This window comes from Eikenella corrodens, assembly GCF_900187105.1.
GTDB classification, from domain to species: Bacteria; Pseudomonadota; Gammaproteobacteria; order Burkholderiales; family Neisseriaceae; genus Eikenella; species Eikenella corrodens.
The window spans coordinates 789,141-812,158 of the sequence record NZ_LT906482.1; the positions used below are offsets into that span (position 1 = coordinate 789,141).

Below are 23,018 nucleotides of genomic sequence, written 5' to 3' on the forward strand. Positions count from 1 at the left end.
TACTAACCAAACAATCGGGTAATGTGTATCGATTCCAGTAAGCTTTATTCTATTGAGTACTCTTCCCGGTGTCTCTACACCGCAAAGCACTTCAAATGATAGAGTCAAGCCTCACGAGCAATTAGTATGGGTTAGCTGCACGCGTTGCCGCGCTTCCACACCCCACCTATCAACGTCCTGGTCTAGAACGACTCTTCAGCGCGGTTATACCGCAAGGGAAGTCTCATCTCCAGGCAGGTTTCGCGCTTAGATGCTTTCAGCGCTTATCCTTCCCGAACTTAGCTACCCGGCGATGCCACTGGCGTGACAACCGGTACACCAGAGGTTCGTCCACTCCGGTCCTCTCGTACTAGGAGCAGCCCCTGTCAAACTTCCAACGCCCACTGCAGATAGGGACCAAACTGTCTCACGACGTTTTAAACCCAGCTCACGTACCACTTTAAATGGCGAACAGCCATACCCTTGGGACCGACTACAGCCCCAGGATGTGATGAGCCGACATCGAGGTGCCAAACTCCGCCGTCGATATGAACTCTTGGGCGGAATCAGCCTGTTATCCCCGGAGTACCTTTTATCCGTTGAGCGATGGCCCTTCCATTCAGAACCACCGGATCACTATGTCCTGCTTTCGCACCTGCTCGACTTGTCGGTCTCGCAGTTAAGCTACCTTTTGCCATTGCACTATCAGTCCGATTTCCGACCGGACCTAGGTAACCTTCGAACTCCTCCGTTACTCTTTGGGAGGAGACCGCCCCAGTCAAACTGCCTACCATGCACGGTCCCCGATCCGGTTAACGGACCTGGGTTAGAACCTCAAAGTCACCAGGGTGGTATTTCAAGGACGGCTCCACAGAAACTAGCGTCTCTGCTTCTAAGCCTCCCACCTATCCTACACAAGTGACTTCAAAGTCCAATGCAAAGCTACAGTAAAGGTTCACGGGGTCTTTCCGTCTAGCAGCGGGTAGATTGCATCTTCACAACCACTTCAACTTCGCTGAGTCTCGGGAGGAGACAGTGTGGCCATCGTTACGCCATTCGTGCGGGTCGGAACTTACCCGACAAGGAATTTCGCTACCTTAGGACCGTTATAGTTACGGCCGCCGTTTACTGGGGCTTCGATCCGATGCTCTCACATCTTCAATTAACCTTCCAGCACCGGGCAGGCGTCACACCCTATACGTCCACTTTCGTGTTTGCAGAGTGCTGTGTTTTTAATAAACAGTCGCAGCCACCGATTCTCTGCGACCCTCCAAAGCTTACGGAGTAAATCCTTCACCTCAGAGGGCATACCTTCTCCCGAAGTTACGGTATCAATTTGCCGAGTTCCTTCTCCCGAGTTCTCTCAAGCGCCTTAGAATTCTCATCCTGCCCACCTGTGTCGGTTTGCGGTACGGTTCGATTTAAGCTAGAGCTTAGTGGCTTTTCCTGGAAGCGTGGTATCAGTCACTTCGTATCCGTAGATACTCGTTATCACTTCTCGGTGTTATGAAGAACCGGATTTGCCTAATCCTTCCACCTACCGGCTTGAACAAACTATTCCAACAGTTTGCTGACCTAACCTTCTCCGTCCCCACATCGCACTTAAATCAAGTACGGGAATATTAACCCGTTTCCCATCGACTACGCATCTCTGCCTCGCCTTAGGGGCCGACTCACCCTGCGCCGATGAACGTTGCGCAGGAAACCTTGGGCTTTCGGCGAGCGGGCTTTTCACCCGCTTTATCGCTACTCATGTCAACATTCGCACTTCTGATACCTCCAGCATTCCTTACGAAACACCTTCTCAGGCCTACAGAACGCTCCCCTACCATGCACTAGGTGCATCCGCAGCTTCGGTTATAGATTTGAGCCCCGTTACATCTTCCGCGCAGGATGACTCGACCAGTGAGCTATTACGCTTTCTTTAAATGATGGCTGCTTCTAAGCCAACATCCTGGCTGTCTAAGCCTTCCCACTTCGTTTACCACTTAATCTATCATTTGGGACCTTAGCTGGCGGTCTGGGTTGTTTCCCTCTCGACAACGGACGTTAGCACCCGCTGTCTGTCTCCCATGATTGCACTTTCCGGTATTCTGAGTTTGCCATGGGTTGGTAAGTCGCAATGACCCCCTAGCCATAACAGTGCTTTACCCCCGGAAGTGATACATGAGGCACTACCTAAATAGTTTTCGGGGAGAACCAGCTATCTCCGAGTTTGTTTAGCCTTTCACCCCTATCCACAGCTCATCCCCGCATTTTGCAACATGCGTGGGTTCGGTCCTCCAGTACCTGTTACGGCACCTTCAACCTGGCCATGGATAGATCACTCGGTTTCGGGTCTACACCCAGCAACTATGACGCCCTATTAAGACTCGGTTTCCCTACGCCTCCCCTATCCGGTTAAGCTCGCTACTGAATGTAAGTCGTTGACCCATTATACAAAAGGTACGCAGTCACACCATAAGGTGCTCCCACTGTTTGTATGCATCAGGTTTCAGGTTCTATTTCACTCCCCTCCCGGGGTTCTTTTCGCCTTTCCCTCACGGTACTGGTTCACTATCGGTCGATGATGAGTATTTAGCCTTGGAGGATGGTCCCCCCATCTTCAGACAGGATTTCTCGTGTCCCGCCCTACTTGTCGTATGCTTAGTACCACTGCCGGAATTTCGGATACGGGGCTATCACCCACTATGGCGGAAGTTTCCAATTCCTTCTCCTATCCCGACAACTATCACATACAGGCTCCTCCGCGTTCGCTCGCCACTACTTGCGGAATCTCGGTTGATTTCTTTTCCTCCGGGTACTTAGATGGTTCAGTTCTCCGGGTTCGCTTCTCTAAGCTTATGTATTCAGCTTAGGATACACATTGCTGTGTGGGTTTCCCCATTCGGACATCACCGGATCAAAGCTCTATTGCCAGCTCCCCGATGCTTTTCGCAGGCTTACACGTCCTTCGTCGCCTATCATCGCCAAGGCATCCACCTGATGCACTTATTCACTTGACTCTATCATTTGAAGTGCCTTTTTGACTTCGCCTGCGCTGCGTTGACTACAGCTGGGGCTTAAGGCCTCTACTTTGATAAAGCTTACTGCTTGTTGTGTCCGAATCCTGCCTTTTGTGTTTCAGGATTCGGTCGATACAATCATCACCCAAATTTCTGTATGACTTATCTCAAAGATAAGCCCTACTTCGTTTGTTTGTTGATTTCGGCTTGCCAATTTGTTAAAGATCGATGCGTTTTGACTTCGCAAATAAAAATAAACTACCGCGCAAACTGCAAGATGCAGCAGCTTACTCGTATATTTAGCATACTTTTATTTGGAAAGTATTGTGTGGTGGAGGCAAACGGGATCGAACCGATGACCCCCTGCTTGCAAAGCAGGTGCTCTACCAACTGAGCTATGCCCCCAGTACCTGGGCGGATCTGCTCCGCTCTACGACTACTGGTGGGTCTGGGAGGACTTGAACCTCCGACCCCACGCTTATCAAGCGTGTGCTCTAACCAGCTGAGCTACAAACCCAACATTCTCTTCGCATCTGTATCTGATTACCGATAGGTGTGGATGCTCTACCCCTACTTTTTCTCTAGAAAGGAGGTGATCCAGCCGCAGGTTCCCCTACGGCTACCTTGTTACGACTTCACCCCAGTCATGAAGCATACCGTGGCAAGCGGGCTCCTTGCGGTTACCCTACCTGCTTCTGGTATCCCCCACTCCCATGGTGTGACGGGCGGTGTGTACAAGACCCGGGAACGTATTCACCGCAGTATGCTGACCTGCGATTACTAGCGATTCCGACTTCATGCACTCGAGTTGCAGAGTGCAATCCGGACTACGATCGGTTTTCTGGGATTGGCTCCACCTCGCGGCTTGGCTACCCTCTGTACCGACCATTGTATGACGTGTGAAGCCCTGGTCATAAGGGCCATGAGGACTTGACGTCATCCCCACCTTCCTCCGGTTTGTCACCGGCAGTCTCATTAGAGTGCCCAACTAAATGATGGCAACTAATGACAAGGGTTGCGCTCGTTGCGGGACTTAACCCAACATCTCACGACACGAGCTGACGACAGCCATGCAGCACCTGTGTTACGGCTCCCGAAGGCACCCTTCCGTCTCTGGAAGGTTCCGTACATGTCAAGACCAGGTAAGGTTCTTCGCGTTGCATCGAATTAATCCACATCATCCACCGCTTGTGCGGGTCCCCGTCAATTCCTTTGAGTTTTAATCTTGCGACCGTACTCCCCAGGCGGTCGATTTCACGCGTTAGCTACGCTACTAAGCAATCAAGTTGCCCAACAGCTAATCGACATCGTTTAGGGCGTGGACTACCAGGGTATCTAATCCTGTTTGCTACCCACGCTTTCGAGCATGAACGTCAGTGTTATCCCAGGGGGCTGCCTTCGCCATCGGTATTCCTCCACATCTCTACGCATTTCACTGCTACACGTGGAATTCTACCCCCCTCTGACACACTCTAGCTATCCAGTTCAGAACGCAGTTCCCAGGTTAAGCCCGGGGATTTCACATCCTGCTTAAATAACCGTCTGCGCTCGCTTTACGCCCAGTAATTCCGATTAACGCTCGCACCCTACGTATTACCGCGGCTGCTGGCACGTAGTTAGCCGGTGCTTATTCTTTAGGTACCGTCAGCAAAAAGTGGTATTAGCACTTCCCTTTTCTTCCCTAACAAAAGTACTTTACAACCCGAAGGCCTTCTTCATACACGCGGCATGGCTGGATCAGGGTTGCCCCCATTGTCCAAAATTCCCCACTGCTGCCTCCCGTAGGAGTCTGGGCCGTGTCTCAGTCCCAGTGTGGCGGATCGTCCTCTCAGACCCGCTACTGATCGTCGCCTTGGTAGGCCTTTACCCCACCAACTAGCTAATCAGTTATCGGCCGCTCGAATAACGCGAGGTCTTGCGATCCCCCGCTTTCTCCCGTAGGACGTATGCGGTATTAGCCAATCTTTCGATTGGTTATCCCCCATTACTCGGTACGTTCCGATATATTACTCACCCGTTCGCCACTCGCCGGACAGTAGTGCAAGCACTACCCCGCTGCCGTTCGACTTGCATGTGTAAAGCATGCCGCCAGCGTTCAATCTGAGCCAGGATCAAACTCTTATGTTCAATCTCTAACTTAATAACTTCTGGTCTGCTTCAAAGAAATCGACAGAACAATGTTAAACATCGTCTTGTCTTCTTCTCAACAGTGCAGGTGTAAAACACCCACACTTATCGGTAATCTGATTGTTAAAGAGCTGCTGAACCAAACCGGCGACAAACAAATTGCGCCATGCGGGACAGCGAAGATGCGAACTATACGCCTCAAAAAAAACTTTGTCAAATACCTAAAAACAAAATATCCAACAAATAAGATTAAGCCTCTAACACAAAACAGAATTTCATTAGCAGAAAATTGCGCAACATCTCTACCACCTATCTTACTCACCCATTTCCCTGCTAAGCAGCGTAAAATATACGCCGTTAAAACTTTCGATAGGTTTTCAGTATGAATTTCCCATTCCGCCAAGTTCCCTTCATCCGCCCGCGCAGGATGCGTAGAGACGATTTTTCCCGCCGCCTCATGCGTGAGCATACCCTCAGCGTTGATGATTTAATCTACCCCGTATTCGTGTTGGAGCAAGATTCTAGCAACGAACCTATCCCTTCCATGCCCGGCATCGAGCGGCAGACCTTGGATAATCTGCTGCGACAAGCTGAGCAAGCTTGCAAACTAGGCATCCCGATGCTGGCCTTATTTCCTGCTTCCGTGCCACACAAAGATTTGACTGCCAGTGAAGCCTACAACCCGGAAGGCATCGTACCGCGCACCGTGCGCGCCTTGCGCGAGCGCTTCCCGGAGCTGGGCGTGATGACTGATGTGGCGCTCGACCCCTACACCAGCCACGGACAAGACGGCCTAATTGACGAAAATGGCTACGTATTAAATGATGAAACCGTGGAAGTGCTGATCAAACAAGCGCTATGCCACGCCGAAGCCGGAGCACAAGTGATTGCTCCATCCGACATGATGGACGGCCGCATCGGCGCCATCCGCGAAGCCTTGGAAGATGCCGGCCACATCCACACCCGGCTGATGGCCTATTCTGCCAAATATGCTTCCGCCTTCTACGGCCCGTTCCGCGATGCAGTGGGCAGCAGCGCCAACTTAGGCAAGGCCGACAAACGCACTTATCAAATGGACCCCGCCAACAGCAACGAAGCCTTACACGAAATCGCTCTCGACCTACAGGAAGGCGCAGATATGGTGATGGTGAAGCCCGGCCTGCCCTATCTTGACGTTATCCGCCGTGTGAAAGACCAATTCGGCGTGCCCACCTATGCCTACCAAGTGTCCGGCGAATACGCCATGCTCCAAGCTGCGATCCAAAACGGCTGGCTGGAAGGCAACAAAGTTATCCTTGAAAGCCTGCTCGCCTTCAAACGCGCCGGTGCAGACGGCATTCTTACCTACTACGCCATCGAAGCAGCCAAACAGCTGAAGCAGCAAAGCTAACTGCCTCGCCATATTAAAGGCTACCTGAAAACTGGTACACCGCTTTCAGGTAGCCTTATTGGCAAAATTACTCACTTCAGACAAACTTCAGGCAGTCCCCATCATGCACTCAGGCTACCTGAAAACCCTATTCCCCAGCCAGTCTATTCTGCCGCCGATTGATTTCGCCCACCAGCCGCAGCAAAGCATAAGCACTTGCCGCCGTTAGCCAAGCCGACAGTGTATACAGCAACAGTCTGATGCCCCATTCACCGCCCTGCGTTTCCCAGCCTGCCGATATATCGGCAAACCGGCTCAATGCCATGCTACCGAGCAAACCGAACCACCAAATTCTCAGCCATATGCTGTCCGGCTCACTATCCACCGGCCCATTTACCCAAATTTCCTTCACTGCCTGATAAGGCAGAAACAGATGGATAATCGGCACGAAAAAACCACTCACCGCCCAAGCCGGGCTCACCTGCATTCCCTGTGCCCCAAAGCCCGTGCATTGCAGGCCGCTCGGTACAGCCAACATAAAAACACCAAACCCGAACACAACAGCAAACCAATCAGCACCCAAGCGCCAAACTCCACCACCCCCGCCAGGCTATCAAGCACCTCGTCCGACAATTCCAGCCAACCCAATGCCTTCGGTAAAGCCGCTCCCATCAGCAGCAGCCAGCTCAATAATTGGCTCAGACATACCAAGGCTGCCAGCAGCTGCACCAGCTGGGTAAGGCTGTCGGCTGGGCGAAACGTGTATTCGCATTGTCGTTTGGTCATCATTTTATCTTTCGGATTAAACAGTTGAGGCTACCTGAAAATCCTGCTTACACTTTTCAGGTAGCCTGAGCTCTTGCAAAACCAACTATCCCACCGGCTTCGGCATTTCTCATGCAAATCGCACTATTCTCACTGAGTAAGTAAAAGGCTACCTGAAACCTATCTAATCTTTTTCAGGTAGCCTTTTGCGTTCAATTCACTTAGGCGGTAATCACACGCCCTGTTTCAGGCTGGCTTCGATAAAGTCGTCCAAATCGCCGTCGAGCACGGCTTTGGTGTTGCCGGTTTCGTGACTGGTGCGCAAGTCTTTGATGCGGGAAGAATCGAGCACGTAGGAGCGGATCTGGCTGCCCCAGCCCACGTCTGATTTGCCTTCTTCCAGCGCCTGTTTCTCTTCGTTGCGTTTGCGCATTTCCAGCTCAAACAGTTTGGCGCGCAGCATTTCTTCACACACGCGACGGTTGTCGTGCTGCGATCGACTATTTTGCGACTGCACCACGATGCCGGTGGGGATATGCGTCATGCGCACGGCGGAATCGGTTTTGTTGATGTGCTGGCCGCCGGCACCGGATGCGCGGAAAGTATCGGTGCGCACGTCTGCCGGGTTGATTTCCACTTCAAAGCTGTCGTCCACTTCGGGATAGACGAACACGGAGGCAAAGGAGGTGTGGCGTTTGTTGTTGGAATCGAAAGGGGAGTGGCGCACGAGGCGGTGCACGCCGGTTTCGGTGCGCAACAGGCCGTAGGCGTACTCGCCTTCCAAGCGGATGGTGGCGCGATTGATACCGGCAATTTCGCCGTCGTCCTGCTCCATGATTTCCACTTTGAAGCCTTTGCGCTCGCCATAGCGCACATACATGCGCAGCAGCATGCCGGCCCAGTCTTCGGCTTCGGTGCCGCCGGCGCCGGCTGTGATGTCGATAAAGCAGTTATTCACGTCGGCAGGCTGATTGAACATGCGCTTGAATTCGAGCTCGGCCATTTGTTTTTCCAGCTCTGCTACGTCTTCCTCAATCGCAGCAAAGCTGTCTTCATCGCCCTCTTCCAGCGCCATATCGATAAGCAGGCGGTTGTCGTCGATGCCGCCAGCGATGTTGTCGAGCGTGAGCACGATGCCTTCGAGCACTTTGCGCTCTTTGCCGATTTCTTGGGCACGTTTGGGATCGTTCCAAAGCTCGGGATCTTCGGAGAGGCCGACCACTTCTTCCAGCCGGTCTTTTTTGCCGTCGTAATCGAGATACACGCGAATTTCGCCGCTGCGTTTTTCTAGGTCGGCGAGGGTGTTGTTGAGCAGGTTGATGCGTTCGGCTTCCATGATTATTGTCTTGGTGTTTAATGCGTTAAATTCAGGGGGCGTATTGTAACAGATTCAGGAAGAACACCCGAAAAGCAGTGGTAGTATTTTTCAGGTAGCCTTTAATCCATGAGGCTACCTGAAAAAGCGCAGCCCCCGAATTCTCCTCTATTTAGAATTCGGGGGCTGCTTTTAGCAGATTTGTCTAAACTGTGTTCAGACCGGTTTGCTGTAACCGATTAGTACGGCTGTTTCAGGTCGAATTTTTTACCAGCAACTTGGCCGTAAATTACCCAACCGAAGAAGGTTACCAAACCGCCGCCGAGCATAGCTTCGGCACCTGAACCATACAGAGCATAGAAGCTGTAGATATTACCAATCAGGGCAACGAAAGTGGTTACTTTCATTTCACCTGCCGGCACGTTGCTAACTTTCTGCATTACATACAAGGCAGACATAGACAGTACGTAGGGCACAAGGTTAGTTACCACAGCGAGGTTCACCAATACGTCGAACTGTTCGCTCAAGCTCGGGCTCATGGTCATCAGGGAGAGCAGGGTTTGCACCACGCACAAGATGATCATACCTACCAGCGGAGTGTTAGATTTGGTAACAGAGCTGAATACTTTCGGGAAGTAGCCTTCGTCAGCACTGGATTTGAACACTTGAGCTACAGTGAACTGCCAACCCAACAGAGAACCAGTACAAGCCAATACCATCAAACCCATTACCACTTTACCGATAGTCGGATTAAAGATTTGGGCAAATACCAAACCGAACGGACCATCAGAAGCAGCCAAAGTAGGATTGTCTACAATACCGGCTACTACGTTGGTAGAAACGATGTAGATTACCGCAGTCATCATGGTACCGCCCAATACAGCGATCGGTACGTTTTTCTCGGGGTTTTCTACAGCATCAGAGTTTGCACAAGCAGATTCCAAGCCAAGGAATGACCACAGAGTGATTGAGATGGATTTCGGCAGAGCTTCAAACACACCGTAGTTATGCGGGTTCCAAGCAGCAGCGTATTTAGCGCCATCAAACCAGAACCAACCGATAATGGAGATACCAACCACCGGAATCACCACGCCCCACACAGTGAAGCCACCGATTTTACCAGTAATAGACGGACCGCCGAAGTTAGCCACAGTGGTAACCCATACGAAGATGATGGTCCACATGGTTACTTGTTGTGGAGAAAGCTGCCACTCCATCAGCTGGGCGAGGTAGCCTACGGCAGTGATGGCGATAGCGATGTTGGCGATTACCAGAGAAACGGCATAAGTATAGTTGGCAATAAAGTTACCGGATTTACCGAAGGCATACTCGGCATAACCACCCATACCACCGGGGTTTTTACTAAAGCGGCCGCACTTAGCGAACGCATACGCCAAGGCCAGAGAACCGCCAGCGGTAACCAGCCATGACAAAATAGAAATCGTACCAACCTGAGCCAATTTGGTCGGCAACATGATGATGCCTGAGCCCATCATATTTACCATGGTGAGAATGGTCAGTTGTACCACACCCATCTTGTTTTGAGAGGTTGACATAATACTTAATCCTTCTTAATGCGGCAGGCGGGTTTGGCCAATATTCCGGCAAAGCCTGCGCTGCCGCGCAATCAAATTTATCTAACAAAGGCTACCTGAAACCGTTTCAGGTAGCCTGATACGGCTTATTAGCCTTTAACCACTACGTGACCGAAGGCACGGCGGCTGCCGTCTTCCACGGTCTGCAGATATACACCTTGCAGCTCGGGTTCGAAACCAGGCAAGCAGTTGATGCCTTCTTCGAGAGCCAGGAAGTATTTCTGCACTGCACCGCCCCAAACTTCGCCCGGGATGGTACACAGTACGCCCGGAGGATAAGGCAGAGCACCTTCAGCAGCGATTTGACCAGCGATTTCGCTCAAGCGAACCAATTTCACTTCGTTGCGGATGAAGGCTTGCTGTGCATCGTAGGGCAGCATGGCTTGTTTCGGCCAGCCGTCGGCACGGAACATCTCGCTCTGCAACTGTTTCATGTTGTTGCGTTTGTAGAAGTCGTGCATTTCTTGGCACAGGCGACGGATGGTGTAGCCTTTGTAGTACTCGGCGTTGCGGCCGTATACAGTGGGCACCACTTCGCTCATCGGGCTGTCGGCTTCGATGTGTTTTTCGAAGCGAGAGATCAGAGCAACCAAGTGTTCCATCTTAGCCAGGTCTTCGGCCGGGGTCATCAGGAACAGAATGGAGTTCAAGTCGCATTTTTCCGGAACGATACCGTTATCGCGCAGGAAGTTAGCCAAAATGGTAGCAGGTACACCGAAGTCTTCGTATTCACCGGTTTCTACATTGATACCAGGAGTGGTCAACAGGAATTTGCACGGGTCAACAAAGTATTGGCCTTTACCGTAGCCGGGGAAGGAGTGCCATTTAGCGCCCGGTTCAAATTCGAAGAAGCGCAGGTCGTTGGCAATCTTCTCGGTCGGGTAAGATTCCCACGGTTTGCCGTCGATGGTTTCCGGAATAAACGGTTTGATCAGCTTGCAGCTTGCACGCAGCATCTTACGAGCTTCAATACCTACGGTTACGCAGTCGCGCCACAGGTTGCGGCCTACCTCGCCATCCAAAACTCGAGCGTTCACATCCAGAGAAGCGAACATCGGGTAGAACGGGCTGGTAGAAGCATGAATCATGAACGCATTGTTGAAGCGTTTGTGGCTGCAATAGCGTTTCTGGCCTTTAATGTGGCTGTCTTTTTTGTGAATCTGAGAAGCTTGAGAGAAGCCGGCCAGTTGTTTGTGTACGGATTGGGTAACGAAGATGCCAGGATCGTTTTCGTTCAGTTCCAGCAGCATCGGTGAGCAGTCGCGCATCATCGGGATGAATTGCTCGTAACCTACCCAAGCAGAGTCGAACAGGATGTAGTCGCACAAGTGACCGATGCGATCTACTACTTGGCGAGCATTGTAGATGGTACCGTCGTAAGTACCCAACTGAATAATAGCCAAGCGGAACGGACGTTCTTCTTTAGCACGTTCCGGAGCAACTTTAGCCAGCTGTTCGCGGATGTAGGCTTCTTCGAAGCAAGCGTTGTCGATACCGCCGATGAAGCCGTAGGGATTACGAGTAGTTTGCAGATAAACCGGAATAGCACCGCCAGTGATCAGCGCGCCAATGGTGTTAGATTTGTGGTTGTTACGGTCGAACAATACCAAGTCGCCTTTAGCCAGCAGGGCGTTGGTTACCACTTTGTTAGAAGAGGAAGTACCGTTCAGAACGAAGTAGGTCTTGTCGGCATTGAACACTTTAGCAGCGTGTTGTTGAGCTGCACAGGCAGGACCTTCATGAATCAGCAAGTCGCCCAAGCGAACGTCGGCGTTGCACAAGTCAGCGCGGAATACGTTTTCACCGAAGAATTCGTAGAATTCGCGACCGGCAGGATGTTTACGGTAGAACTGACCACCTTGGTGTCCGGGGCAGTCGAACTGAGCGTTACCGATACCTACATACTGCTTCAGTGCGCCGAAGAAGGGAGGAGCAAGTTTAGAACCATATTGGTTTACGGCAGTGTCTACTTGGCGGCCGTAGTACTCTTCGTTGCCGCGACCCAATTGAATCACACCGTTCACACGGGTCAACAGGCTTTCAGGTACGCTTTCACCAGGTTGCAGAGCAACAAATACCGGAATGCCGAAGCCGGTGGCTTCAACCTGCTCTACAGCCTTAGCTGCATCAGCAGTAGAAGCAACAACAGCACCAATACCTGCGAGGTCGGCACCTTGCACGTCCACCACATCTAACTGAGTGGTGAAGCCCTGTTGAACAGACGGGCTAGCTGCTACTTTCAAAAACGTCATATCAAACTCCTATATGTTAAAAACACCACCGCCAAACCACAGCGGCAGCAATGGGAAAAACTCTTTATTTGGAGTGATGAGTGTATGTTTTGCGTTTTTTGTGTAGTTTTGTGAATCGGCCTTCTGGCTCTGCACCTCATCTAAACAAATTTTAGCACTTTGCTTTTTATTAACCAAGTAACAAACTGCTGAATTCCAATGCGTTTAAATGAATGTGGCTCACATCTCTATTTCTTCTATTGCTAACATAGCGCAATTCTTAAAATTTTTTTCTTACTGCGCGGCGAAATAGTAGCATAACTGCCAAACAACTGCCAAATGTTTTTCACTAGAAAAACAGCAGAAAACGCCTCTATTGGCCGTAAGTCTATTATTTGTAAAAATAAGTTATGTAAAAATTTCTTTACATGAAATAGGAAATATTCCTGTTCAGAAGGAAAATCCGGCTGAAAAAGCTAAAAAGGCTACCTGAAATTTCAGGTAGCCTTTTTATTAGCGCATTATTAAAACCATATTATCAAATAGGCTGGGTATTTCTTTCCAACCATTCTTTGGCTGCGCCTTCAGTGTGCGGAGCAAGTTTTTCGCGCACGAGAGCATGATAGTCATTGAGCCAAGCGGCTTCTTCATCGCTCAGCATACTGCGTTCAATTAACTGCGTATCAATCGGACACAGGGTAAGCTGCTCGAAGCACAGGTATTGGCCAAATTCGGTTTCCTTCGGCTGTTTCACGCGGCGATGCACCACCAGGTTCTCAATACGGAAACCCCATTTGCCTGGACGGTACAAACCAGGCTCATTGGAGGTAATCATATTTTCTTTCATGTTATTGCACTTGAGGCCGGAGGTATTGTAGGCAATTTTCTGTGGGCCTTGGTGCACATTGAGGAAATAGCCCACACCATGGCCGGTACCGTGACCATAGTCGCACTGTTCTTTCCATAGCGGTGCACGGCAGATGGCATCCAAAATCTGGCCGGATAGATTTTCCGGGAAGATGGCTTCAGCCAAGGCGATATGCGCTTTGAGCACAAGAGTGTAGTCGCGCTTCTGCTCGGCAGTAGGCTTGCCGATGGGGATAACGCGGGTAATATCAGTCGTGCCATCCAGATAGTGTGCGCCGGAGTCGATCAGCAGAATGCCCTGCCCTTTGATGGTGCTATGGTATTCGGGGGTGGCAGCATAATGCGGTAAGGCAGCATTTTCATTGAAGCCGGCAATAGTATCGAAGCTGAGCGAAATGTAATCGGCCTGGCGGCTGCGATGGTCGATTAACATGGTGTCAATATCCAGCTCGGTAACGGTTTCGCCAGCAGCCAGTTTCTGCTCCAGCTCAGCAAAGAAGCCGCACAGAGCCACACCATCGCGCACCATGGCGTTTTTAGTGTGCTCGATTTCAGCTTCAGGCTTGCAGGCTTTAAACAGAGTACTGGGATTGATGTTTTCAATAACACGTACGCCAGCGGGTAGTTTACCCAAAGTGTAAACGGCGGTGCGATCGGGATCGACCAAGAGACTGCCGCTGAGTTTGCCCACGGCATCCACCACGCTGCGGTATTCGGCCACATCGATTTTGGCTTCGCTCAGCACTTTGTGGCAAGCATCGGTAAGTTTGGCGGGATTCACAAACAGAGTGGCCCGTTCGGCATCAATCAGCAAATAGGAGATAAACAGCGGATTGAACGGCACGTCGTTGCAGCGCAGATTGGTAATCCACGCAATATCGTCGAGCGAAGAAACCAAATGGTAGTCTGCGCCAAGTTCTTTCATGGCAGCACGCACACGGGCAAGTTTTTCCGACACGCTCTCGGGTTCGAAACGGGCTTCATGCACGAAAATCAGATTTTCCGGCAAGCCCGGGCGGTCGTGCCAGAAGCTGTTGAGCAGATCAATATCAAGCCTCAGATGGATGTTCTTCTTGGCAAAATCGGCTTGCATTTCATGCTTGAGCGAGAGTGATAAACCGTCTGCCGGGATACCGACTACAGAGTTTTCAGGTAGCCTTTCAGCCAAGGATTCAATCATAGTGGGATAACCCTGGCCCAGTTTTTGCAACACGAAGCCGCTGCCTTCAAGCTGGCGTTTAGACTGTTCCCAATAGCGGCTGTCCACCCACAATTCGGCAAAATCGGCGCTCACGGCCAGCGTGCCAACCGAGCCGTCAAAGCCGGACAACCAAGTGCGCCCGCGCCAATGTTCGGGCAGGTATTCGGAAATATGCGGGTCGGCGGAGGGCGCGATCCAAACGTCGATCTTCTGTTCTTTCATCGCTTGCCGCAATGCGGCGAGACGTTGCGCGTGAATATTACTCATAGCTTACTCCTTTGACAGTTGCTGGGAAAATGCTGCTGATGCAAGGTGTTGCTGCTTTAAACTTGTCCGGTTGAAGTGTGTATGACTGACGGCTATTGTTTTCATATTAAATACTGCCGACAACTGTAAGGCTACCTGAAAATGGCTCGCTTGCAAAGCAGCAAATACGATTTTTCATGTGCAAAGTTCACACTTCATCTTACTCAACAAGAAAACATGAAAACCGCCATGGCAACATGTGCCAATAGCGGTTTTCATGATTGGATAGCTTCAGATTACCTGAAAATTATTTCATCGCAAATATTCTTCTCGACTCATCCCGGCCAAACCCGGCTGGTGAAGAAAAATAATTCGTTTGAAATGATTTAATCCACATCACGCAGCATGCGGTTCAACATCGGCATCATCACCATCAGCAACACGCCACCGCCGATACCCAATGCGCCGAGCAGGACGTAAAACTCTACAGCCTTCTCCGGTACATAGCACTCGTCCACCAACACCCCGCCCAGAGTGAAACCCAGCGACAAGGTCAGGAAATTGAACGACACCATCTGTGTTTTAAACGATTGCGGTGCGATTTTTGTGGCAAACGACAGCGAAATCGGCGAAAGCAGCAATTCAGAAATGGTGATGGTGAGCAGCAGCAGCGCCATGATGACGAGCGGCATTACTTTTCCGGTGGACAAAAACGGGATAAAACACAGATATGACACGCCCAGAATGATCATGGCCATAGTGAATTTCATCGGCGTTCTTGGCTGACGGTAGCCCATTTTGGTCCACAAAGCCGCCATCACACCGGCAAACACAATTACCCACAAGCTCTGCAAAGCGCTCAGCCAAGCCACGGGGATTTCAAACCCGCCCACCACGCGCTGTGAAGTTTGGTCGAAATACACGGTAACCACCGTGAACACCTGCGACCATACCGCCCAGAACAAACACATTACAATAAACAGCGGCACATAGGCCAGCATATGCTGTTTCTCGGTTTTGGTAACCTGGGAATCGCAAAACAGACGTACGAAATACAGCAGGCTGGTAATAATTACGGTACCCAACAGAACTTGTGAGAAGTTATCCAAGCGCAGCAGGCCAGTAGCGATGCAGCCACCGATTACTGCCAACCCGGCAGCCGCCACACCCAGCGCAACGCCGTATTTCTGTTTGGGCAGCGGATTGGCCGGCGGTGTATGCGGCAGGGAAACACGGCCACGCCAGTATTGCCACAAACCAAAAGCCATGCCCACGGCAGCAGCACCAAAGCCGTAGTGGAAACCGAATTGCACCTGCAATACGCCCACAATCAACGGGCCGACAAAGCCGCCGATATTGATGGCAGTGTAGAAAATAGAAAAACCGGCATCGCGCAAATCACGAGTAGATTCAGTCTCATACAGCGAACCCACCATCGCACCGGCGGAAGATTTCACCCCACCACTGCCCAAAGCAATCAGCAACAGGCCGATTACCAAACCGCTCATATTGGGCAATGCGGACAATACAACATGCCCCAGCATCACCACCACGCCAGACAAAAACAGCGTTTTTTCTGCGCCCAAGATGCGGTCAGATAGCCAACCGCTCAGGATGGTGGCCAGATAGATACTGCCGTTATACGCACCCACGATGCCGGCAGCCTTGGTTTCATCCATGCCCAAGCCGCCCTTGGAGACCTCGTAATACAGATAAATCAGCAGGATGGCCTGCATGCCGTAAAACGAGAAACGTTCCCACAGCTCAATGTGGAATAAAGTACCCAGCTGGCGCGGGTGGCCGAAAAATTTGCCTTGATCTTCTCCGCCCGTGGGGGAAGGAGTGGCAAGCTGCTCATTGGTTGGTGTAGTCATAAGGTGTTCCTTACTAATGATCTGTTTTTCTATGCCTGCATACAGGCTACCTGAAAAATGCTGCGTTGCGCCCATCCAACCATGGCAAGCCTGCTTCCGGCCAAGCGGCGCTGTTGCAACAAAAAAATAATTCCTCCTTTGGCAGCAAAATACGGGCGGTATCCAAATGAAAGCCGCATCCGTTTTCTCTTGCACAAAGGGGGACTTGGTGCGACAAATATTAGTATGCACTGCGCCTGTGTGCAAGCATAAATTTGCATTTCCCAACATTTATTTTCCCAGCGGCCAAATCAAAATGCTTTACAAGCGCCGAATACCGTGCCTTTCAGGGATTTTCGGGCAAACCGGATAGAGTGTGTGGCCTAGTGCTTTTCTCGTTCTTATATAGCGGTAAAGGCTACCTGAAAATGTGCGTTGGGGTTTTCAGGTAGCCTCATTCGGCAGTATGGTGATACCGCCCTACCCCGTTGGAAAAATGGCGAAGCCGCGTTGCTGCGCCAAAACCGATTGGGGCGGCACGGCCCAATTTTCAGGTAGCCTTTGGCATAGTTGCGGGCGGACACCAAGCTCACAGTGGCAAACTATTATCCGGCCTTTCGCGGCAAGCTGTGCAGCGGCCTGTTTCATCCCCGCCGGCTGCAATAAAAAGGCTACCTGAAAACTTTCAGGTAGCCTTTCTTGCGCCAACTATTTCAACTTAGCTGATTTATCCAATAAGCCAACCGATTAAATCGGCTGGGTATTTCTTTCCAGCCATTCCCTGGCCGCGCCTTGGGTGCGTGGGGCGAGTTTTTCGCGCACGAGGGCGTGGTAGTCATTCAGCCATTGGATTTCGTCTTCGGTCATCAGGCTGCGGTCGATGAGTTTGGTGTCGATAGGGCAGAAGGTGATCGGTTCCATGCACAAATAGCTGCCGAACTGGGTTTCTTCTGGGTTTTTCACTTTGCGGGTAACCAGCAGGTTTTCAATGCGGATGCCCCATTTGCCCGGACGGTAGAGGCCGGGCTCGTCTGAGGTGAGCATACCGGCTTTCATCACGTTTTGGCCGTTCACGGGCTTGAAGTAGGAAATAATCTGCGGGCCTTGGTGCACGTTGAGGAAGTAGCCCACACCGTGGCCGGTGCCGTGGTTGTAGTCGCGCATGGTGCGCCACATGGGGGCGCGGGTAATCACGTCGAGCAGCACACCGCTGAGGTTTTCGGGGAAGATGGCCTGTTCGAGGGCGATGTGGGCTTTGAGCACGAGGGTGTAGTCGCGCTGTTGCTCGGGGGTGGGCTCGCCCACGCACACCATGCGGGTAATGTCGGTGGTGCCGTTGTGGTAGTGCGCGCCGGAGTCCACCAAGAGCAGGCCTTGGCCTTCGATATAGCTGAATTTTTCCTTGGTGGCGATGTAGTGCGGCAAGGAGCCGTTGGCGTTGAAACCGGCATGAGTACCGAAGCAGAGGCCGACAAAGTTGGGCTGCTGTTGGCGGTGTTTGAGCTGCATATCGTCAATATCCAGCTCGCTGATGCGCTCGCCGGCAGCCAGTTTTTGCTCGAGTTCGGCAAAGAAGCCGCACAAAGCCACGCCGTCTTGCACCATGGCTTCGATGTTGTGCTCGATTTCGGCATCGCTCTTGCAAGCTTTGAATTCGGTGCTGGGGTTGAGGCCTTCAATCAGTTTTACGCCGGCGGGCAGGTTGCCGAGGGTGGACACGGCGGTGCGGTCGGGGTTGATGAGAAGGCTACCTGAAAGTTTGGCCACGGCTTTGCCTACGTCGGCATAGGGGGCAACGGCCACATGGGCGTCGGCCAATACTTTTTTGCTGTCAGCATCGAGCTTGGCTTCATCCACAAACAGGGTAGCTTCCTTGCCGCTAATCAGCAGATAAGACAAGAAAATCGGGTCGTATGGCACGTCGCTGCCGCGCAGGTTGGTAATCCAGGCGATATCGTCCAGGCCGGATACCAAGTGGTGGTCGGCACCGGCTGCCTGCATGGCTTGGCGGATGCGTTCGATTTTCTGGGCGGTGCTTTCGGGAACAAACTGGGCTTTTTGGGCGAATACGGGTTTATCGGATGCGCCGGGGCGGTCGATCCAGATGTCGTCCAGCAAATCGATGTCGTGGCGCAAGCTGATTCCAGCTTTACCCAGCTGGCTTTCCAAATAGCGTTTTTCGCTCAGCGACAATACATCGGGGGCAATGCCGACCACGGCGCCGGATTTCAGGTTTTTAATCAGGGAATCCACATGGGGCGTGCCGGTAACGAGTTTGCCCAGTACAGTGCCGGTGCCGGCTAGGCAATCTTCCGCGTGCTCCCAATAGCGGCCGTCCACCCACAATTCGGAAATATCGGCGGTGGTAATCAGCGTGCCGGCGGTGCCGCCGAAGCCGGTGAGCCAGTAACGGCCTTCCCAGCGGGCTGGCAGGTATTCGGAAAGATGCGGGTCGGCGGTGGGGATAATCCAGGCATCGATATTTTTTGCTTTCATGGCGGCACGCAAAGCAGCCAAGCGTTGGGCATAAGATGCGGTCATTTCAATTACTCCTTGTATAATATGCATTTTTTAATTTTCCACTGCAACAGTAGGCGTAGCTACCACGCCGGCCTGCAATCGGGTGCAATCGGATACGGGCGGAAGTGTGGAAAATTAAGTTTGAATCGGTTGAATGAGCGTCGCTCCGTAGAAACTTCGCTCCATGATGCTTTCGCTATGTTGAAGTGGCGTTTTCAGGTAGCCTCACTTGGGAGGCTGTTGAGGCTACCTGAAAACGCTAGGCTTTAATCTACGTCGTGCAACAGTTTGTTGAGTTTCGGCAACAGCAGCAGCAGCACTACGAAGGAGCCGATACTTAGGCCGGCCAAAATTATGAAGTATTGCGTGGCGGCATCGTCTGAATACAGCTTGTCGCCCAGCACCCCGCCCAGCGTAAAGCCGAGGGAAAGGGTGAGGAAGTTGAACGCAACCATTTGGGTTTTAAACGCTTTGGGCGCAACTTTGGTGGCAAACGAGAGAGAAATCGGCGAGAGCAGCAGCTCGGAGACGGTAATCACCAGCAACAGCAGCATCAAGACGAAAATCGGCATCGGCGTACCAGAGGAAAGGAAGGGCACAAAGCCTAAGTAGCCCAAGCCCAACACCAGCATAGCCAAAGTGAATTTCATTTGGGATGTGGGCTGGCGTTTGCCCATTTTGGTCCACAGGGCGGCCATCGCACTGGCCAGCACAATCACCACCAAGCTCTGATAGGTAACCAGCCAAGCCACCGGCACAGTAAAGCTGCCGAAAGTGCGCGGCACAGTTTTATCGAAATACAGGGTTACAGAACTATACACTTGGGAATAAATCGCCCAGAACACGCACATGGCAAGAAATAGCGGCACATAAGCAATGATATGGCGCCTGTCGGCCTCGGTGGCCTGTTTGTCTTTCACCATCATCACAAAGTAACCGATACTGATGCAGCTTACCACGCCCAACAGAATGCTGGAGAAGTTGTCTAAGCGCAGGATACCGGCTGCGATCAGGCCACCAACAACGGCCAAGATAGCCACGCCCATACCGATGGCTTTACCACGCTGCTCTTTGGGCAGCGGGTTAGGCAGCGGCAAATCCGGTAGTTTGCTCTTACCTTTAATAAAAAGCGTCAAACCAATGGCAATACCCACCACCGCACCGGCAAATGCCATGCGGAAACCCATATTGGATTGCAGGTAGCCCGCCACTAGCGAGCCGCAGAAACTACCGATATTGATACCTGTGTAGAAGATGGAGAAACCGGCATCGCGCAGATTGCGGGTGGATTCGTCTTCATACAGCGAGCCCACCAAGGTACTACAGGCGGATTTCACACCACCACTGCCCAAGGCAATAAACGGCAGGCCAGCCAAGCTGCCCACACCGGGAATCATCACCAGCAAGATATGCCCCACCAACATGGTGGCAACCGCAAAGAATAAAGTATTTTTAGGCCCGATCACGCGGTCGGCCAGCCAACCGCCGATAATGGTGGAAAGATAGATACTGCCGCTATAGGCACCCACAATGCCCACAGCCAGCGCCTCCGGCATAGCCAAGCCGCCTTGGCTCAATTGATGAGACAAATAAATTACCAGAATGGCCTGCATGCTGTAGAACGAGAAACGTTCCCACAGCTCAACTTGGAACAATGTTCCCAGCTGATGCGGATGGCCGAAGAATTTTTTCTCGGTCGACGTATTCATGTTAACGCCCTTACATTACTTATATTAATCAATACAGCAACATCCATCCAAATCATCTGTGCGGCACGGGGCTTTTGGCCATACTACTCCGGCACATCAAATCATCTTTATTGCAAACCAACCACATGCTTCACACAACAACCTTGCAAATTGTTGCCGTTTCGGGAATCTGCCCGAAGGCAGATTCCCGGGTCGCGCTTAAACACAAAGCTAGCTGATGCATTAGTCCACATCGTGCAACAGGCGTTTGAGCATAGGCATCATTACGAACAGCACTACGGCAGAACCGATACCCATACCGGCCAGCATGATGTAGTAGCTGGTGGCCGTCTCGGCAGTATAGAGTTTGTCACCCAGCACACCGCCCAAGGTAAAGCCCAAAGACAAGCTTAGGAAGTTGAACGATACCATCTGGGTTTTAAACGCCTCAGGTGCAACTTTAGTGGCGAAGGAGAGGGAAATCGGCGAGAGCAGCAGCTCGGCCACGGTCAGCAACACCAGCACCACCATCAACACGAAGATGGGCATCGGCGTACCGGTAGACAGGAAGGGGATGAAAGCCAGATAGCCTACACCAGCCACCAATGCGGCCAAGGCGAATTTCATCTGGGATGAAGGTTGGCGTTTACCCATTTTGGTCCACAAAGCAGCCATGGCACTGGCCAGTACGATAACGCTCAAGCTCTGGAAAGTAACCAACCAAGCAATCGGCACTTCGAAATCACCGAACTTACGCGGCACGGTTTCTTCAAAATACACAGTTACCACGCTATACATCTGCAAATACATCGCCCAGAACAGGCACATCACCACGAACAGGGGAACATAGGCAATCAAGTGGCGTTTATCGGCCTCAGTAGAGTTTTTGTCGCCGAACATCACGAAGAAGTAGCCAACGCTGATCACGCATACCAAGCCCAACATCACGCTGGAGAAGTTGGTCAGATTCACCAAACCTGAGCCGATTGCACCGCCAATCACAGCCAAAATAGCCGCCACGATACCAACCACTTTGCCGCGTTGCTCTTTAGGCAGAGGATTAGGAATCGGCGTTTCCGGCAATTTGCTGCGACCTTGCAACAGGGTAATCAAGCAGAGCACCATACCCCCCATGGCAGCGGCAAAAGCCACACGGAAACCGTATTTAGGCTGTAAATAACCCACTAGCAGCGTACCAATAAAGATACCTACGTTGATGGCAGTATAGAAAATAGAGAACCCAGCATCGCGCAGCTCACGTTCGGATTCATCTTCATAGAGCGAACCCACCATGGCGCTGGCCGTGGCTTTGAAACTACCGCTACCCAAAGAGATGAATGGCAAGCCAACCAAGCTGGCATAGCCGGGCAGCAATACGAGGAGGACGGTACCACCAAGCATCACAACGGTGGCCAACAGCAGGGTATTTTTGGTGCCAAGCACACGGTCGGCCAGCCAACCGCCCACGATGGTGGTCAAATAAATACTACCACCGTACACACCCACAAGGCCTGCGGCAAGCGATTGCTCCATGCCCAAGCCACCTCCTTGAGAGGCCTTGTAATATAGATAAATCATCAAGAGGGATTGCCCGCCATAGAAGGCAAAGCGCTCCCACATCTCGATATAGAACAGCGTACCCAGCTGTCGCGGGTGGCCGAAGAATCTTTTTTCGGTCGACGTAGTCATCATAGCGTCCTCTTTAATAGGGTTCACTTGAAAATCCGGCCAACCCGCCGAGTTACCTGGCGTTACAGCACTGAAACATTTGCCTTACAACATGAAAATGCCAGTGTCGGTATTCGTTGAATCGGCCATACTCTGTACAACGGCCACTTGCCGTTGCCGTTACAGTACCGCCGTCGGGTGATAAAGCTGCCGCCGAGCGGCACATGTTTTGACATCCCAGTTGGGGCAATACAGCACAATTGCTGCATCAACCGGGAAAATTTGTTAATGCAATCTTAATATTCGCAATAATATTCGTCAAGAAACATTAACTTTTTTCGTTGATGCAAGTCAAAAATGCCACAAGAACCGACATATCATGGTTGATGGCGTGCAAATAACCAGACCACACATGAAAGATTTCTTTTATTAAATTATGTATTTACATTAACCATATTTATATACAAATCTTCCACAGACTGTCTTGGCAGCACACGCTATTTTTGAAAACTTTTGTAAACACGAAATGATAATAACCTTAAAGCCATGCTAACAAAATAAATCTAATCTTGTACTTCCGATGCATTCA

At 51.4% G+C, this 23,018-nt stretch carries 12 protein-coding genes, 2 tRNA genes and 2 rRNA genes; 2 read left to right on the plus strand and 14 right to left on the minus strand.

Features of this window, described 5'->3' with window-relative positions; genetic code table 11:
- Positions 1-100 precede the first annotated feature (100 nt).
- The 4 genes from CKV94_RS04000 to CKV94_RS04015 form a co-directional block, all read right to left on the minus strand.
- Positions 101-2,984 (minus strand): 23S ribosomal RNA (locus CKV94_RS04000).
- Between the two features lie 329 nt (positions 2,985-3,313).
- Positions 3,314-3,389 (minus strand) — tRNA-Ala (locus tag CKV94_RS04005).
- Positions 3,390-3,424: 35 nt separating this feature from the next.
- Positions 3,425-3,501 (minus strand) — tRNA-Ile (locus tag CKV94_RS04010).
- Between the two features lie 68 nt (positions 3,502-3,569).
- Positions 3,570-5,111 (minus strand): 16S ribosomal RNA (locus CKV94_RS04015).
- Together the 16S and 23S rRNA genes with 2 tRNA genes alongside form the textbook arrangement of a ribosomal RNA operon.
- Positions 5,112-5,493: 382 nt before the next feature.
- Between CKV94_RS04015 and hemB the strand changes: the two genes are divergently transcribed.
- Positions 5,494-6,501, plus strand: a complete 1,008-nt coding sequence (hemB, locus tag CKV94_RS04020) for a porphobilinogen synthase (RefSeq protein WP_035581189.1) — start codon at positions 5,494-5,496, stop codon at positions 6,499-6,501.
- A gap of 127 nt (positions 6,502-6,628) precedes the next feature.
- Here the strand turns inward: hemB and CKV94_RS04025 are convergent, their stop codons facing one another.
- From CKV94_RS04025 to CKV94_RS04045, 6 genes are all read right to left on the minus strand, one after another.
- Positions 6,629-6,961: a DUF4328 domain-containing protein gene (locus tag CKV94_RS04025; protein WP_064103570.1), complete on the minus strand. Its 333-nt coding sequence runs from the start codon at positions 6,959-6,961 to the stop codon at positions 6,629-6,631.
- The gene (locus tag CKV94_RS11100) at positions 6,958-7,269 is read right to left on the minus strand and encodes a hypothetical protein (protein ID WP_003824698.1); all 312 of its coding nucleotides are present in this window, start codon (positions 7,267-7,269) and stop codon (positions 6,958-6,960) included. The genes CKV94_RS04025 and CKV94_RS11100 overlap by 4 nt, the downstream gene beginning before the upstream one ends.
- 208 nt (positions 7,270-7,477) lie before the next feature.
- On the minus strand, positions 7,478-8,581 hold the full coding sequence (prfB, locus tag CKV94_RS04030) for a peptide chain release factor 2 (RefSeq protein WP_003824699.1): 1,104 nt from the start codon (positions 8,579-8,581) through the stop codon (positions 7,478-7,480).
- Positions 8,582-8,799: 218 nt separating this feature from the next.
- Positions 8,800-10,116: a putrescine-ornithine antiporter gene (gene potE / locus CKV94_RS04035; protein ID WP_003824701.1), complete on the minus strand. Its 1,317-nt coding sequence runs from the start codon at positions 10,114-10,116 to the stop codon at positions 8,800-8,802.
- 128 nt (positions 10,117-10,244) lie between these two features.
- Positions 10,245-12,407, minus strand: coding sequence for an ornithine decarboxylase (locus CKV94_RS04040; RefSeq protein WP_003824702.1), 2,163 nt, complete (start codon positions 12,405-12,407; stop codon positions 10,245-10,247).
- 517 nt (positions 12,408-12,924) lie between these two features.
- Positions 12,925-14,721 (minus strand): aminopeptidase P family protein, encoded by a 1,797-nt coding sequence (locus CKV94_RS04045; RefSeq protein WP_003824704.1) that lies wholly within the window; start codon positions 14,719-14,721, stop codon positions 12,925-12,927.
- A gap of 141 nt (positions 14,722-14,862) precedes the next feature.
- Here CKV94_RS04045 and CKV94_RS04050 point away from each other — a divergent pair, with 141 nt between their 5' ends.
- Positions 14,863-15,090 (plus strand): hypothetical protein, encoded by a 228-nt coding sequence (locus CKV94_RS04050; RefSeq protein WP_003824705.1) that lies wholly within the window; start codon positions 14,863-14,865, stop codon positions 15,088-15,090.
- Here the strand turns inward: CKV94_RS04050 and CKV94_RS04055 are convergent.
- The 4 genes from CKV94_RS04055 to CKV94_RS04070 all read right to left on the minus strand — a co-directional run bounded on the left by CKV94_RS04055 (position 15,087) and on the right by CKV94_RS04070 (position 22,450).
- A complete protein-coding gene (locus CKV94_RS04055; protein WP_035581193.1) occupies positions 15,087-16,574 on the minus strand; it encodes a peptide MFS transporter in 1,488 nt (495 codons plus the stop codon). The two genes, CKV94_RS04050 and CKV94_RS04055, sit on opposite strands and share 4 nt — an antisense overlap.
- Before the next feature lie 726 nt (positions 16,575-17,300).
- Positions 17,301-19,094: an aminopeptidase P family protein gene (locus CKV94_RS04060; protein WP_035581195.1), complete on the minus strand. Its 1,794-nt coding sequence runs from the start codon at positions 19,092-19,094 to the stop codon at positions 17,301-17,303.
- Positions 19,095-19,339: 245 nt separating this feature from the next.
- Positions 19,340-20,782 (minus strand): peptide MFS transporter, encoded by a 1,443-nt coding sequence (locus tag CKV94_RS04065; RefSeq protein WP_003824713.1) that lies wholly within the window; start codon positions 20,780-20,782, stop codon positions 19,340-19,342.
- A 222-nt stretch (positions 20,783-21,004) separates the two neighbouring features.
- Complete coding sequence (locus CKV94_RS04070; RefSeq protein ID WP_049258193.1) at positions 21,005-22,450, minus strand: peptide MFS transporter; 1,446 nt, start codon at positions 22,448-22,450, stop codon at positions 21,005-21,007.
- Between the last annotated feature and the right edge of the window lie 568 nt (positions 22,451-23,018).